The following is a 15348-nucleotide window of genomic DNA, read 5'->3' on the forward strand; positions in this document are numbered from 1 at the left end:
GCGCGGCCGCGGGGGAGATCAGGGCCGCGGCACCATGCCCGAGACGGTGCGCGAGCTTCCGTTCGCGCGGGTGAGCGTGCTGTTGTAGCTCGCGGTGCCGTCGCCATTGTTGGTCGCACTGGTGGTGCGGTTGCGGGTCCGGCCGTCATTGGCGGCGATGGTATGGCTGCCATTGTATGCGCCATTGCCCCAGGTCGCATCGCGCGAGTTGGTCACGCCGCGGCCATTGTTCGCCTGGACGCTGCGGTCGCTCGAATAATAGCCGGGGCCATAGTTGCGGCTGCGCGAGGCCTGATAGCCGCGCCCATTGTTGGTCTGCAGGCCGCGGCTGATCGTCGCGGAGCCGCGCTGGCGCGACGCCGAGCGCCACTGCGTGAAGCCGTGGCCGCGCGCGCCCTGCACGCTCACGCTGTGGCCGCGGCGCACCTGCGCTTCGGCGGGGACCGCGGTCGCCGCCATGCCGGCGGTGAGCGCGGCGAGGCTCAAAATCATCTTGTACATGTCTCACTCCTTGCACGGGCGACGGTTCGTCCGCCGCATCGGGCTTATGGAGGCCAATCGTAATTGGGCTGCGTCGGGCAGGTGACGAAGCGTAACAGAGTGTAACTGGGGCGCAGCCGCTCTTCGCCGCGCGCGATGCAGGCGCTATTTGGGCGTCATGGAAACCAGTTGCATCGCCGTGGTCGAGGACGACCGGGAAATTCGCGCGCTTGTCGTCGACCTGCTCACTCGCGAGGGTTTCGAGGCAGTCGGCTGCCGCAGCGCGGGCGAGTTCGACCAGCTCAACGAACGGCGGCGGATCGATCTCGCCATACTCGACATCATGCTGCCGGGCGAGGATGGGCTCTCGCTCTGCCGCCGGTTGCGCGCCACCGGAGACATGCCGGTATTGATGGTGACCGCCAAGGGCGACGACATCGACCGTATCGTCGGCCTGGAAGTCGGCGCCGACGACTATCTCCCCAAGCCGTTCAATCCGCGCGAGTTGGTGGCGCGGGTGCGCGCGATCCTGCGGCGGACGCGCGACCAGCACCGCGCCGTCCCGGCGATCGCCAACGAACGCTATCGCTTCGGGGGCTGGTCGCTCGATGTCGGCGCGCGCGCGGTCGCTTGTCCCAACGGGAACGACGTGGAGCTTACCGGAGGCGAGTTCGACCTGCTGCTGTGCTTCGTCACCCATCCGCAGCGTGTGCTCAACCGCGACCAGCTCCTCGACTGGACGCGTGGCCGCAGCGTCGGGCCGTTCGATCGCGCGGTCGACGTCCAGCTCAGCCGCCTGCGCCGCAAGCTCGCAGCGGCGCCCGGCGGCGCGGCGATCATCAAGACCGTGCGCGGCGGCGGCTATCAGTTCACGCTGGCAGTGGAGCGGGCATGACGATCGGATCGAACCTGTCGCTGCGCCTCGCCGCCATCTTGCTGGTCGGGTTCATTGCGCTTCAACTCCTGCTCGCCGTCGTCCTGCCTTCGTCCGACGACGCGCGCCGGCCCTACAACCTCCCGCGGCCCGAAGAGGCGGCAGCAATCGCGAACGCGCTCGACCGGGCGCCTGAAGGCGAGCGCGCGGGGCTGGTGGAGGCACTCGACGGCGCGCTTTACTCGATCAAACTCGTTCCAGCATCGCCAATGCCAGGGCGCCGCTCAGACGACCTGCAGGATCTCGAGGATAGCTATGGCGCGGCGATGCCTGGCCGCCGGGTGAACGTGGACGGACGGCGGCCGCGGCTCGGGCGCTGGATCGGCTCCGCAGCACGGCCCGCGCGGTTTTTCGCGCCGATCCGCGTAGCGATCGGCCTGAACGCAGGCGGCGTGCTGCTGATCACCAGCCAGCCTTCGGACTCGGCGCGCGCCTATCTGCAAGGCCGCGCGGTGATCGGCGCGCTGGGCGGACTGGTGCTGCTCGCCGCCCTCATGCTGGCGGTGCGCCAGACCACGCGCCCGCTCAGCCAACTCTCGCGCGGCGTGCGGCGGTTCGCCGGCAATCTCGACACGCCGGATCTCCCGGTCGGCGGGCCGCGCGAGGTGCGTGAGCTCGCCGCGGCGTTCAACGATATGAAGGCGCAGATCCGCGCGCTGATCGGCGAACGGACGCGCGTGCTCGCGGCGATCGCGCATGACCTCCGGACCTATTTGACGCGGCTGCGGTTGCGTGCGGAGTTCATCGACGATCCCGACCACCGCACCCGGGCCGTGCGTGATCTCGACGAGATGACCGCCCTCATCAACGATACGCTGCTGCTGGCGGACCGCGACTCCGCCCCGCCGAGCCATCCCGAGCGCGTGGGAGTCGCGCACGTGCTTGCCGAGATCGTCGACGCGCATCGCGAACTCGGCGAAACCGTGACGTTGGCGCCCGTGCCCGACAATCTAGCGATCGCCGCCACGCCGCTCTCGCTGCGCCGCGTCCTCGACAACCTCATCGCAAACGGGCTCCGTCACGGCAACGCGGTGGCGGTCTCGGCAAATGCGGCCGGCGAGACGGTCGACATCATCGTCGAGGATGACGGGCCAGGCGTTCCGGCCGACGCGCTGGCCAGCCTCGGGATACCCTTTCAACGCTTCGACCCCTCCCGCAGTCGCGAGACGGGGGGCGCGGGCCTCGGGCTCGCGATCGTGCGGGCGCTTGCCGGCCGTGATCGTGCGGAGGTCATCTTCGCCCAAGGAGCGCCGGCAGGACTGCGCGTGACGGTCCGCTATCCTCGCGTCGACGGCTGATGGCACGAGAGCGCTATGATGCTGGAAATATCCCTCCCGGACCCTGGATAGCCACCGCCGATTTCGCTCGGACCAGCTGTCAACGAACTGTTCCTTGAAGCTGTCGTGACATGGGGAACATCCGCTTCCGAGCGTCGGCAGGAAGTGACTGAGCGGCGAAAATTGGGCGCCAAACCGCCATGACTGCACGTGAGGCAAGGTCGCTAACAATTCAACGGCCGTCGCATCTACTACGCCAGCGTATTCGCTGCAGACTGTGAGTATGACACGGCAGCGCACGGCGGTGTCTGGCGGAGCGGGAGGGATTCGAACCCCGCTTTTTTAACCGACTGACCGGTCTCCACAAATTCGCTGATTTCGGCTATTAATTCAATAGTTTGTGTGGTGGTCTCGGCCGATTTTGGATCGCATTGGTCCGCTTCAATCCGCGCTGATCCACGACTCAAACCGGGTTGCCAGCCGTCCGGGATCAGTCGGAGGTCGGCAGTGTCGCGTTCGCTTCATAAGGCTTCCGCCGGTCGGCGACGGCCGTTCCGGACAGCCCTCAGAGTCCACATAAGCCGTGAAAATGGAATGGCCCAATGGGCTTTGATGGGCCTCGATAGGCGTGAAAAGGCCAGCTTCGGCCATTCGGCTAAGCGCCGACCATGGACCCTCTACTCTAAGCCAAGCCAAATCCGGTCGCGCCTCGTCCCTCAATCATCTCGAAGAACGATCATTCGTTACGGATGCGCCTCAACACCTGCGGACGAACGGGCAGTGGCTGTTTTGGGCCCCAGTTCCAGTCATACAGCGCGTGCCGGGCGATACCCCAAAGCTGCCATATGTTCAGGTACCGGGAAATGACCGTTATCAACCCAGTCGACCTTCCCCGACCTGCCGCACGAAGCCCTATTTGGTCCTAGGGCTGGCCGTCTGATGAATGCTACATTCGGCTGTCTCGGACCGAGTCGAATTTGCGACCGACCGTTTCAATCGCATTTGACCCCCTCGCGAGACCTCGGCGCCGGCCCTGTCGGCCGGATTCTCTTGTCGTTCGTGGGCGGTGCACGCCTCCGGACGAGGAGGCGACCATGACCCAGCCAGAAACCACCGTACCACCACAGCCGGAGCTTGCGCCGGCGAGCCAGCCAACGCCCCTCGGGCAGGAATCATCGCCCGGAAAAGCCGATGGTCAAGAGACCTTCATGCTGCCCGAAGCTGGCGAAGCGCCCGTCCGGCCCTTCGAATTTCACGCCTCCGACGACGATCTAGCCGACCTCAAGCGCCGGATTTTGGCGACACGCTGGCCCGACCGGGAGACGGTTCCGGACGACACGCAGGGCGTACAGCTCGCCACGATGGAGAAGCTCGCAGCCTATTGGGCCACCGACTATGACTGGCGAAAATGCGAGGCCCGACTCAACGCCCTGCCCAATTTCGTCACTGAAATCGACGGGCTCGACATCCACTTCATCCATGTGAAATCGAAGCACCCCGACGCGCTGCCCGTCATCATCACCCATGGCTGGCCAGGCTCTATCGTCGAGCAGCTCAAGATCATCGGCCCGCTCACCGATCCCACTGCGCATGGCGGAACCGAGGCGGACGCGTTCCACGTGGTCATCCCGTCGATGCCGGGCTACGGCTTCTCGGCCCGTCCGACCGAGGCGGGCTGGAATCCGCCGCGGATCGCCAATGCCTGGCTCACCCTGATGCAGCGGCTCGGATATACTCGATTCGTAGCGCAAGGCGGCGACTGGGGTGCGCTGATGACCGAGATTCTGGGTGCTATCGCACCCCCGGAGCTTCTCGCGATCCACACCAACATGGCCTCCACGGCACCGCCGGAGATCTTCGATGCGCTGCGCGCGGGCGAGGGTCCGCCGGCCGGTCTTACGGACGATGAGCGCTGGGCCTATGAGCGGCTCGAGCTCTTCTTCACTCATGGTCTCGCCTATGCGAACCAGATGGGGCAGCGCCCGCAGACGCTGTACGGCATCGCGGATTCACCGGTCGGGCTCGCCGCATGGTTCCTCGATCACGACATCGCGAGCTACCGGATGATCGCGCGCGCGTTCGACGGCGTGGCGGAGGGGATGACGCGCGACGACGTGCTCGACAACATCACGATTACCTGGCTGACCAACACCGCCATTTCCGGCGCACGGCTCTATTGGGAGGCGCTGCCGCGCACCTCGCCGGGCTTCGGCATCGAGCGCAACAACGTTCGCTTCTTCGAACCGATCGGGGTCACGGCGCCGATCGCGGTGAGCGCCTTCCCCGATGAGCTCAACCAAGCGCCACGAAGCTGGGCGGAACGGGCCTATCCCAAGCTCATCCACTATAATCGCCTTCCCAAGGGCGGGCATTTCGCCGCCTTCGAGCAGCCGGACGATCTGGTGGAGGAGATGCGGGCCGGCTTCCGCTCGATCCGCTGAATGCGCCAGGCCGCGCGGGCGTCGCCACCGGGCGCCGCCCGCGCTCCTGCAACCCCAAGGGGAGACCCGATATGCGCATCAAATATCTCATCGCGACCGCGCTGATCACCAGCACCATGGCCTTGTCGGCGCAAACGCCGCCTCCGCGTCCGCCGGGCTCTACCCGCACCGACCTCCAGCGCCACGACTTGGCCATTCCCGGCTGGGAGACGATCCAGGCCCGCATCGATTTTGCGCCGGGTGCGAGCTTTCCGGCGCACCGCCATCCCGGCGAGGAGATCATCTACGTGCTCGAGGGCAAGCTCGAATACCAGCTCAAAGGCCGACCGCCCGTCACGCTCGCGGCTGGCGACGTCCTGTTCGTCCCTGCGGGCGCGTTCCATTCGGCGCGGAACGTCGGCACGACACGGGGCAGCGAACTCGCCACCTATGTGGTGGAAAAGGGTAAGCCGCTGGTCGAGTTTGCCCCCTCGGCGCCTGAAGGACCCTGACCATGAACGAAACCGCGACGCACGAGTTCGATCTCACCCCGCCGACCGAGGAAGAGTTCGCGCGGCTGGCAGCCGACCTCGATGAAGATGAACGTCACGTCCTGCTCGAGCATGGCACGGAGGCGCCGTTCTGTGGCGTCTTTCTCGACGAGAAGCGGCCGGGCACCTACACCTGCCGGCTGTGCGGGCTCCCATTGTTCCACGGCGGTGCAAAGTTCGAAAGCGGTACCGGTTGGCCGAGCTTCACCCGGCCGTTCGCCCCCGGCCACCTCGCATACATCCGCGACACCAGCGACGGCATGATCCGCACCGAGATCGTCTGCAGTCGCTGTGGCGCACACCAGGGTCACGTCTTTCCGGACGGTCCGCCGCCGACCGGCGAGCGCTACTGCATTAACTCGGTGAGCCTCGCCTTCACCTCTGCCGGCGAACCACTGCCCGACAAGTTGGGACGCGGCGTCCCGGAGGGCGAAATATGGCGTCGCGAGGGAAACGAACTGGCCTGACGCGTCGCACGACCACTTTCCGTCCCTCGCTTACCTGCGGGGCTCCGCCGTGGGTGTGGCCTCAACCAGCCGCTTCGAGAAATCTCGCCGCCTGAGGGCGCGATTCGATCATAGTCGAGACGCTTGGTCGTGATTCATTCCATCCTGGAGCCGCCGGCCGGCGACCTTCCAGGCGAAGGCCGCCTGGTGGAGCACCTCAATGACGCGCGGGGCGGATTTCCGGCACGGTGAACGACACGGTCCTGCCGCTGATCACCCGATGCTCGGGCGTTGCGATCTCGATCAGCACACTGTGCTGGCCTGCAGGCAGGCCCGCCAGCACGATGGCACCCGTATTGCCGGCATCCGCCCAGTGCCACGGCAGGTTGTTAACCGTGACGTGGAGGTGGCCGGCGCGCGGCGACACCTCGCTCGCTCCTGGACCGAAGATCGGAAGGATCCTGAAATTTTCGGTGCGATAGGGGATGATCACCGTGGCGCGGGACGCGAGCGGTCCGGCAAGCGGCTGCTCGACGAACAGCTTCGCCTCGGGTTCGTTGGGGATGGGGATGAACTGCGAGGCTGGACCGGTTTGCGCCACGGCGCTCGTCGCGGCGAGAAACGCGGTGGCGATCACGCCGATGGTCTTGAAGGTCCGGTTCATGGGTTGATCTCCTTGGGTGTCCGCGCCGGCCGGTGCCAGGCGGCACGCGTCACGGCGGGACTGGGTTTCAGGCGACGTTGAGCGCGACCTCGATATTGCCGCGCGTTGCCTTGGAATAAGGGCAGAGCTGATGCGCACGCTCGATGAGCGTGGTCGCAAACTCCGGTTCAATCCCCGGCAGGCTCACATTGAGGCGCGCGCGCAGGAAATAGCCGTCATCGCCCAAAGCGAGGTCGATCTCGGCATCGACGGCAGCGCCGGCGGGAAGGCGAAGCTCGCGCTCCATGGCCGCGCGACCGACTGCGCCGAGGAAGCAAGCGGACCAGCCGGCGGCGAAAAGCTGCTCGGGATTGGTGCCGGAGCCGGTCGAGCCCGGCGGCGAGAGCTGGATGTCGAGCAGTCCGTCGGAGCTGCGCGACGCGCCGTCGCGGCCGCCGGTGGTGTGGGTCTTTCCGGTATAGATGATCTTCGTAGACATTTGATGTTCCTTGGTTTTTTTGGATTGGAGTCAGGCGGCCAGGTAGCGGGGCGCCGGACTGCTGGTTGAGAGATCGCCGGCCATAGCGAGCCGGGCTGCTTCGTAGGCATCCCATTGGCCGGCATCGTGCAGGCTGGGGATGGTGACGAACTCGTGGCGGGACAGGCCGAGCAGCGCGGCGTCGACCAGCGCCTGCGCCGGCATGACGATCTCCGTGGGGAGATGATCGACCGGCGTTCCGGCGGTGTCCCAGAAATCGGTGGCGGTAGCGCCGGGCAGGACGACCTGCACATGGACGTTGCTGCCGGCCAGTTCGTGCCGCAGGCTCTGGCTGAGCGCGAGCACGAACGCCTTGGTCGCTCCGTAGACCCCGTTCAGCGTCTCCGGCGTGATCGCGACGATCGACGCGATGTTGACGATCGTTCCCCTGTCCCGCGCGACGAAGGCGGGGACTGCGGCATAGGTCAGACGCATCAGCGCCTCGACATTGAGCGCGATCATCGCGCTCATCGCCTTGACGTCCGAATGGAGCAGCGGCGCGGTCGCGCCGACGCCGGCATTGTTGACCAGCATGGTGATCCGCGGATCCTGTGCGACCAGCGCCGTGACCTGGTCCAGGTCGGCGGGAGCGGTCAGGTCGGCGACGACGGTCTCGACCGTGCGGCCGATCTGCTTGCGGATGACGGCGGCGACGCGCTCCAGACGATCGCCGCTGCGTGCGACGAGGATGAGGTCGTAACCCTGGCGTGCCAGGCGATCGGCATAGATGGCGCCGATCCCGTTCGATGCGCCGGTGACGACGGCGCTACCCAGTGACTGTTGCATGGCTTTTCCTTTCAGGCTGTCGTGGCGGCAGGCTTGGCTCGTCCGGGAGCTGGCGGCCTGCGACTGGCGATGATCTATGTCGCGCGCCGGCGGTCCGGCAGACGGCGGAATCGAGAACCAGCCTCTCAGGATCATGATCTACCGGCCGTGCCGGCGATGGCGCAGTTGGCGGCTTGAGGCGCCGATCGCGCCGGACCGGAGACCATCATGACCACGCATCTCAAACGCAAGATCGCCTTCGCCCTCGCCATGGGGGTCGTGACGACGGGGATCATCTCGTTCGCCCTCATCGCCCTCAATCTGGGCTTTGCGGACGGCTTCGCACGCACCTGGCTGCGCTCCTGGGGAATCAGCTATGTGATCGTCATCCCCGCCATCCTCATCCTCGGTCCGCGCCTGCAGGCGCAGATCGAGCGCTTCATCCGTTGAGCTATCGAAAGAGGAATGGCGACATGATCACGCACACACGCCGAACGCTGCTCGCCGGCATGCTCGCTTTGTCTCTTGCGCCGGTCGTAGGACAGACACCCGCGCTTGCGGCGTCTGAACCTAGGGCCGAAATCGGCTTCATCGAGATCGACAAGGACATCACGCTCAGACGGCTGATCGTGCCCAATTCGAAGGCCAAGGGCACCGTGCTGTTCCTGCATGGCTTCCCGGAGACGCTCTACGCCTGGAAGGACATCGCGCTGGCGCTGGGCCCGGACTATGAAGTCCATGCGTTCGACTGGCCGGGTTATGGCCAGTCGACGCGGCCGCGTGTCGACAGCTTCGCGTACGCGCCGCGCGATTATGCGCGCGTCCTCAAGGCCTATATCGCGAAAGCCGGCATCGAGCGGTCGTCACTGATCATCTATGCGACGGACATCGGCGCGCTCCCGGCTCTCCTGCTCGCGCTGGACGAGCCTCGCATCGCGAAATCGATCATCGTCGGCGATTTCGCGCCGTTCGACCGGCCGCAACATATGTATCCGAGCCTTCAGAGCCTGAAGGTGAAGCCCTCGGCCGAGCAGACCCGCGCGCACATGAACCGGACCCGCGAGGAAATTCTGGAGAACGCGTTCCGGCGCGGGCTCCCGAAGGAAGCGCAGTTCGAGGTCTCGGCCGAATTCAGGGAGGATATGGCCCGGGGCTGGGACCAGGGCGGGATGACCACGGCCGACGCCTTCTATCATTATTATTCCCATTTCACGCGGGATCAGAACGCTCTCGAGGCGAACCTGGCCCGGCTCAGGACGCCGGTGAAAGCCGTCTGGGGCGAGAGGGATCTCTACATCAACAAGGAGATGGGCGCCGAGTTTGCCCGCCGGACCGGTGCGCAGCTGACGCTGCTGCCGGGGATCGGTCACTATCCCCATCTGCAGGCGCCGGCGCGGACGATCGACGAAATCCGGGCGGCCTTCAGATAGCGGACAAGCCGTGGACCTCGGCATAGCCGCTGCAGGCCTCGCGCAGCCGCGGCAGGGTCCAGTCGATGAAGGCGCGGACCTTTAGCGCGAGCAGGCCCTGTCGGGGATAGACGAGATGGATGGGCTGCGGCTCGCTCACATAGCCCGGCAGGATCGGCACCAGCGCGCCGGACGCCAGCTCATCGAAGATCTGATAGTCGAACAGACGCGCGATCCCCACGCCCCGCATCGCCGCCGCCGCGCTGTTAGCGGCGGTGTTGACCTCGATCCGGCACCGCGGAACGTGCTCGACGATTTTGCCGTCGACGTTGAAGGCCCAGAAGAACGAGACGTTGTTGAAGATCACGCCGCAGTGATCCGCGAGCTCCGCGGGATGTTGCGGCACGCCGTGGCGGTCCAGATAGGCAGGGCTGGCGCAGGTCAGCAGGCGGAATTCGCCGGCCTTGACCGCGTAGAGCGAACTGTCGGTGAGCGGGCCCAGCCGGATGGCGACGTCGACCTGCTCGTTCACGAGGTGCAGCGAGCGGTCGGAGGACACGAGGTTCAGCGTGACCTCAGGATGCTTCTCCATGAAGTCGAGTGCGATCGGCAGCACGAAGCGGTTCCCGAACTCCACCGGCATGGTGATGGTCAGTGTGCCGCGGGGCGTGCGATACTCGCCCGACGCGCGCCGCTCGGCCTCTTCGAGCTCGGCCATGATGTTCCGCGCTGCTTCGACAAAATCCCGGCCAGCGTCCGTGAGCTGCAGGTTGCGGCTGGTGCGGATGAGCAGGTTCGCGCCCAGATAGCGTTCCAACTCGGCAACCTTGCGGCTGACGCTGGGCAGCGGCGCGTTCAGCTTGCGGCCGCCCGCCGACAGGCTGCCGGCGTCGACTACGGCCAGCAAGACCCGTATCGCGTCGAGACGATCCATTCGGTACCGCCGTGAGAAGGTTGCCTTGAGCCCGCAAACTTACCCTCATGGCTGCCAGGAGAACAGAGAAACCCTCGGGTGAAGGGGCCATGAAGAAGCGGAGTGAGCCGCGACGCGGGTGTGTGGAGAGAGGTAGCGGCACTTCTTCCGTTCAGCAGCTATGTGCCCGGATTCTGGTCGTTCGAACAGCCCGCGGACGACCCCGAAAGCCGCCATTCGTTCAAACGACAGTTTGGTGGTGAACTCATTAAATGGATTACAAGCAGCGACAGTTGCTCATTGTGGTCGAACCGGCATCTTCCTGTGGCAGGGCGGAACTCCGGCGAGATTCGAGCTTGGCGATGGCAGGGAAGAGATTGCCTGATACCCAGCACACTTTTTGTGGCCAGCTTAACTATGAGGATGGGCCTCACTTGCTCGGCAATTTGTTAGGCGGCGTGCTGGGATTGACATTAGTGAAACTCACGACGCGCCAACCGGCTGGTTGTCTCTCAAGAACATAGGTTCCAATAGTCGGTCCAGCCTGACTTCGTTTCGAGACCTGCTTCGTCGAGACCTGTACCACCGCAACATTGGATCCGATCAACCGGATCTTTTCGATCGTCGGCTCGCGCTGGCTGAATCTCCCGGTCCCTGTATGCACGAATGTAAGATCACGATGAATGTCAGCCTTCCCTTTGTGCCATTCACCGAACACGTTGATGTGATCTACGTCTTCGGAATATATCGATACCATCTTGTCGGGATCATGTTCGTTCCATCCCTCGTAAAACACGGCAAGTGTCGCTCGAACCTCATCTTCAGGGCTGCGCGTTTGTGCGGCACTCGCAGCAGAGATAACTAACGTCGCGGATGCCAGAAACTTCATGAATGTCTTCATGGCTTCTCCTCCCAAATTACGTTTCCGGGCGTCCCAGACATTACCCGAAATCCTAGACTCGGTCAGCTAGTTCTATGGCTACGATTTGCGCCGCCGAGTTCGCGACGATATTCACTCATTCAATGTTCGCAACGAGTCATGTCCTGACTGCCCGCATTATGAGTCTACGCCCTGATGGGTGGTTTCTGTCCGGCAGTTTGGGGCATCACGCTGAGAAGAGCAAACGTTCTTCGTGGCGTAATGGGGTTGAATGCCGCCATTCGATTTCGAGATCATCGCGTCGGCAGCAACGCGCCCTCATTGCAGTCGTTCGACGAGCAGGCGGGCGATCCCAAAACCCGCCGTTCGTTCAGACGATGATCTTGCGGCCGCTTTTGGGTGGTAAGTGGACGTGCGCTCAGCTTGGCGGCAGATCGGTCACTTTCCCTGTGCAGTAGTCGATACTGAAACGGACGCCGCTGGTATCCGGCATTACCAGGCAGTTGCGAATCGGTTTGCATAACGTGCCCGAACAAATTGCACTTCGGTTGCTGACTGAGGTTGTTACGAAAATCGAGGTTAACTAGGTCGATACGTAATTTTCAACCAGCACGCGCTTTACAAAGTCATCGCAGAACGACAGTCAATCGGATGTCATCGTGAAGAGCGCGGCCTCACAGCGCGTTTGGGCGCCAGCGGTGGCTCGGGTGACCTGTTACCCGCGTAGACGAATTGGCCGGCAGGGAAAGCCGGCTGGCGTAATCCCGTGCCAGCAAGTTGGCTCTGTCTTCCGGGCCTGTTTGCGGGACGAAAGAGGGGGCGGCGGTGACTCGATCCTATCCTGGTTTAGCGGGCCATTGGATGCAGGCTCTCCTGACGGCGCTGTTCGCGCTGATGCTGCTGGTGCCGGCAAGCGCGCAGGCGCAGGTCACGATTGCTCCGGCCGTCCTTCCCGGCGGAAGCGCCGGCTCCCCCTATAGCGCGGTGCTGACGGCCAGCGGCGGCACGGCACCCTATAGCTTTTCCCTGCAGGCGGGCGCGCTCCCGGTCGGTCTGGCCTTTTCGAGCGCCGGCGTCCTTTCCGGGACGCCGGTTACGACGGGGACGTTCAACTTCACCGTCAGGGCGACGGATTCGCTGGGCGTTTCCGGGACGCAAGCCTACAGCGTCACGATTGCCGCGCCGACGATCGTGCTGTCGCCCGCCGCCGGCGCGTTGCCCGGAGCCACCGCTTCCGTACCCTATAGCCAGACCTTTACCGCGAGCGGCGGGACCGGACCCTACAGCTTCAGCCTGCCGAGTGGTGCGCTGCCCGTGGGGATGTTCTTCTCTAGCGCCGGCAATTTCTCAGGCACGCCAACGGTTCCGGGCACCTATAATTTTAGCGTGCGCGCGACCGACGCGCACGGGTTCAACACCACCAACAATTACAGCATCACCGTTACGGCGCCGACGATCGTGTTGTCCCCGCCGGCGGGCGCGCTACCCGGGGCCACTGCTTCCGTGCCCTATAACCAGACCTTAACCGCGAGTGGTGGAACCGGGCCTTACAGCTTCAGCCTGCCGAGTGGCGCGCCGCCGATCGGTATCGCATTTTCGAGCGTCGGCAATTTATCGGGCACGCCAACCGTTCCCGGCACCTATAATTTCAGCGTGCGCGCGACCGACGCGCACGGCTTCAACACCACCAATAACTACAGCATCACCGTTACCGCACCGACGATCGTGCTGTCGCCAGCGGCGGGACCGCTGCCCGGCGTCACCGCCTATACACCATACAGCCTGACATTCACTGCGAGCGGCGGAACGGGGCCGTATGCGTTCAGCCTCCCCAGCGGCGCGCTGCCCCTGGGAATCTCGATGTCGAGCGGCGGCGTGTTCGCAGGCACGCCGACCACGCCCGGCACCTATAATTTCAGCGTCAGGACGACCGACGCGCACGGCTTCAGCGCCACCAACGCCTATAGCTTCACCGTGACGGCGCCGGTCATTACCGTGGCGCCGGGCAGCCTGCCCAACGGCGCGACCCTGACCGCCTATAGCCAGACGCTCGCGGCGAGCGGCGGCGCTGCGCCCTACACCTTCAGCCCCGCCAGCGGGGCGCTGCCACCTGGCCTCAGCCTGTCGGCCGCAGGCGTGATTTCGGGTACGCCGACCGCACCCGGCAGTTTCAGCTTCGCCGTCAGGGCGACGGATGCGCATGGCTTTACCGGCAGCGCCGCCTACACGCTGGCGATCGACGAGACGGTGCCGACGGCGGCGGGACAGTCCGTCACTGTGGTCGGCGGACGGAGCGTGACGATCGACGCGCTTGCCGGATCGACGGGGGCGCCGATCACCGGCGTCGCGATCGCCACCCCGCCGGCACATGGCAGCGCCACCGTTTCCGGCACGAGCATCGTCTACACCGCCAACGCGACCTATGCGGGGGCGGACAGCTTCACCTATACGCTCACAAACGGGGGTGGCACCTCCGCCCCCGCGACCGTCAGCGTCACCGTCAATCCCGCGCCGCTCACCGCGCCGCCCAAGGCGGTCACGATCCTTGCAGGCCAGACGGCGAGCGTCCTTCTGACCGAAGGCGCGAGCGGCGGACCGTTCACGGGCGCCGCAACCGTCTCCATCACGCCGGCATCGTCGGGCACGGCCAACATCGTCAGCAGCGGCGGCCAGTTCACGCTGCGTTTTCAGCCCGCAAGCAGCTTCAGCGGCGTCGTCACGATTCTCTATACGCTCACCAATGCCCATGCGACTTCGGCGCCGGGCACGGTGACGATCACGGTCGAGGCGCGCCCCGACCCCACGCGCGATCCTGACGTCATCGGGCTGATCAACGCCCAGGTCAGCGCCGCGCGCCGCTTTGCCACCACCCAGATCTCGAACGTCAACCACCGGCTCGAGCGGCTGCACGACGACGGCGGCGAGGGCGGCTTCACCAACAATGTCCGGATGGCCGGACCCGGCGGCCGCTACCGGCCCGACAATCTGGCGGCAGGGGGCAGCGAGCTCGATCCGCGCAAGATGAACCGGGGGCAGGGTGGCGCGCCCGATCTCATGGCCGCCCCCGAAGGGCTCCGCAATACATCCGGAAACGGTGGTGCGCCGTCCGCGGTCGGGATCTGGACTTCGGGCTCGATCAACTGGGGCCAGCGCGACCCCAACGATTACAGCGCCGGCTATCAGTTCACGACCGACGGGATCACTTTCGGCCTCGATTATCGTCTCAGCGACAGCTTCGTGGCGGGTGTCGCGGCCGGCTATGCGCATGATGATACGCGGATCGGGGAGGACGCCACACGCAGCCGTGCGGAGAGCTACAGCGGCACGCTCTATGCCAGCTTCCATCCCGGCGGCGGGATCTTCCTCGACGGCCTAGCAGGCTATGGCGGGCTAAGCTTCCGCAGCCAGCGCTATGTCGTGCCGCTCAGCGCGCTGGCACGCGGCGAACGCGACGGCCATCAATGGTTCGGCTCGCTCACCGCCGGTTATGACTATCGCGACGGCCCGCTGCACCTCGTGCCCTATGGCCGGATCGAAGTGACTCGCTCGACGCTCGGCGCCTTCACCGAGCACGGCACGGGCCCCTATGACCTGCACTATGCGCTCCAGACGGCGGACACGCTGACGGGGGTGGCGAGCCTGCGCGGAGACTATCGCATTCCCGCGCGCTTCGGCTTCGTCGTGCCGCGCTTCCGCGTCGAGTACAGCCATGATTTCGAAGGCTCCACGCGTGCGCTTCTGAGCTACGCCGACTGGGTCGGCGGCCCGACCTATTCGTTCGAGGGCCTGACGCTCGCGCGCGACCGGGTGCTGATCGGAGGCGGGTTCGACGTGCTGGTGGGTGAGCGCCTGAAGCTCGGGCTCGACTATGAGGGGCTGCTGCAAAGCGGAGGCGAAGCGAACCGCGTGATCCTCTCGATCGCGCTGGGGTTCTGAAGGTCGAGGTCGGACGAATAGCGACGACCCGGAAACTCTACGATCTCACCACCAATGGACAGCATTTGGACCGTTAGCTGTCATCTGGGGACCTGCTCATCGCGTCGGCGGCTAAGCGCCCTAATCCTCGTCGATCAAGCGCGAACCAGTTGCTCC

At 65.2% G+C, this 15348-nt stretch carries 14 protein-coding genes; 8 read left to right on the forward strand and 6 right to left on the reverse strand.

What is annotated here, in order from left to right:
• Positions 1-18 precede the first annotated feature (18 nt).
• Positions 19-501, reverse strand: a complete 483-nt coding sequence (locus OK349_RS09915) for a hypothetical protein (protein ID WP_265117651.1) — start codon at positions 499-501, stop codon at positions 19-21.
• 157 nt (positions 502-658) lie between these two features.
• Here OK349_RS09915 and OK349_RS09920 point away from each other — a divergent pair, with 157 nt between their 5' ends.
• The 5 genes from OK349_RS09920 (at position 659) to msrB (ending at position 6129) form a co-directional block, all read left to right on the forward strand.
• A complete protein-coding gene (locus tag OK349_RS09920) occupies positions 659-1375 on the forward strand; it encodes a response regulator (protein WP_265117652.1) in 717 nt (238 codons plus the stop codon).
• Positions 1372-2712, forward strand: a complete 1341-nt coding sequence (locus tag OK349_RS09925) for an ATP-binding protein (protein WP_265117653.1) — start codon at positions 1372-1374, stop codon at positions 2710-2712. The genes OK349_RS09920 and OK349_RS09925 overlap by 4 nt, the downstream gene beginning before the upstream one ends.
• 1187 nt (positions 2713-3899) lie before the next feature.
• A complete protein-coding gene (locus OK349_RS09930; RefSeq protein WP_265117654.1) occupies positions 3900-5132 on the forward strand; it encodes an epoxide hydrolase family protein in 1233 nt (410 codons plus the stop codon).
• Between the two features lie 71 nt (positions 5133-5203).
• Positions 5204-5623, forward strand: a complete 420-nt coding sequence (locus OK349_RS09935) for a cupin domain-containing protein (protein WP_265117655.1) — start codon at positions 5204-5206, stop codon at positions 5621-5623.
• Positions 5624-5625: 2 nt separating this feature from the next.
• A complete protein-coding gene (msrB, locus tag OK349_RS09940) occupies positions 5626-6129 on the forward strand; it encodes a peptide-methionine (R)-S-oxide reductase MsrB (protein ID WP_265117656.1) in 504 nt (167 codons plus the stop codon).
• Between the two features lie 196 nt (positions 6130-6325).
• Here msrB and OK349_RS09945 read toward each other — a convergent pair whose 3' ends face one another.
• The 3 genes from OK349_RS09945 to OK349_RS09955 all read right to left on the reverse strand — a co-directional run bounded on the left by OK349_RS09945 (position 6326) and on the right by OK349_RS09955 (position 8075).
• The gene (locus tag OK349_RS09945; RefSeq protein WP_265117657.1) at positions 6326-6772 is read right to left on the reverse strand and encodes a DUF6130 family protein; all 447 of its coding nucleotides are present in this window, start codon (positions 6770-6772) and stop codon (positions 6326-6328) included.
• Between the two features lie 67 nt (positions 6773-6839).
• Positions 6840-7250 (reverse strand): organic hydroperoxide resistance protein, encoded by a 411-nt coding sequence (locus OK349_RS09950; RefSeq protein WP_265117658.1) that lies wholly within the window; start codon positions 7248-7250, stop codon positions 6840-6842.
• 30 nt (positions 7251-7280) lie between these two features.
• Positions 7281-8075: an SDR family NAD(P)-dependent oxidoreductase gene (locus OK349_RS09955; protein WP_265117659.1), complete on the reverse strand. Its 795-nt coding sequence runs from the start codon at positions 8073-8075 to the stop codon at positions 7281-7283.
• Positions 8076-8282: 207 nt separating this feature from the next.
• Here OK349_RS09955 and OK349_RS09960 point away from each other — a divergent pair, with 207 nt between their 5' ends.
• Positions 8283-8504: a DUF2798 domain-containing protein gene (locus OK349_RS09960; RefSeq protein WP_265117660.1), complete on the forward strand. Its 222-nt coding sequence runs from the start codon at positions 8283-8285 to the stop codon at positions 8502-8504.
• Positions 8505-8563: 59 nt separating this feature from the next.
• The gene (locus tag OK349_RS09965) at positions 8564-9484 is read left to right on the forward strand and encodes an alpha/beta fold hydrolase (RefSeq protein WP_265117661.1); all 921 of its coding nucleotides are present in this window, start codon (positions 8564-8566) and stop codon (positions 9482-9484) included.
• On the opposite strand, the gene OK349_RS09970 is transcribed toward OK349_RS09965, so the two are convergent.
• Together OK349_RS09970 and OK349_RS09975 are read right to left on the reverse strand one after the other, a co-directional pair.
• Positions 9477-10397 carry a LysR family transcriptional regulator gene (locus tag OK349_RS09970; RefSeq protein ID WP_265117662.1) on the reverse strand — a complete coding sequence of 307 codons (921 nt, stop codon included), beginning with the start codon at positions 10395-10397 and terminating at the stop codon, positions 9477-9479. The two genes, OK349_RS09965 and OK349_RS09970, sit on opposite strands and share 8 nt — an antisense overlap.
• A gap of 409 nt (positions 10398-10806) precedes the next feature.
• Positions 10807-11277 carry a YybH family protein gene (locus OK349_RS09975; RefSeq protein ID WP_265117663.1) on the reverse strand — a complete coding sequence of 157 codons (471 nt, stop codon included), beginning with the start codon at positions 11275-11277 and terminating at the stop codon, positions 10807-10809.
• An 840-nt stretch (positions 11278-12117) separates the two neighbouring features.
• On the opposite strand from OK349_RS09975, the gene OK349_RS09980 reads away from it, so the two are divergent.
• Entirely contained in the window at positions 12118-15192 is a 3075-nt protein-coding gene (locus tag OK349_RS09980; RefSeq protein WP_265117664.1) for a putative Ig domain-containing protein, read from the forward strand.
• The last annotated feature ends 156 nt before the right edge of the window (positions 15193-15348 follow it).

The organism is Sphingomonas sp. BT-65 (genome assembly GCF_026107375.2).
Lineage (GTDB): Bacteria > Pseudomonadota > Alphaproteobacteria > Sphingomonadales > Sphingomonadaceae > Sphingomonas.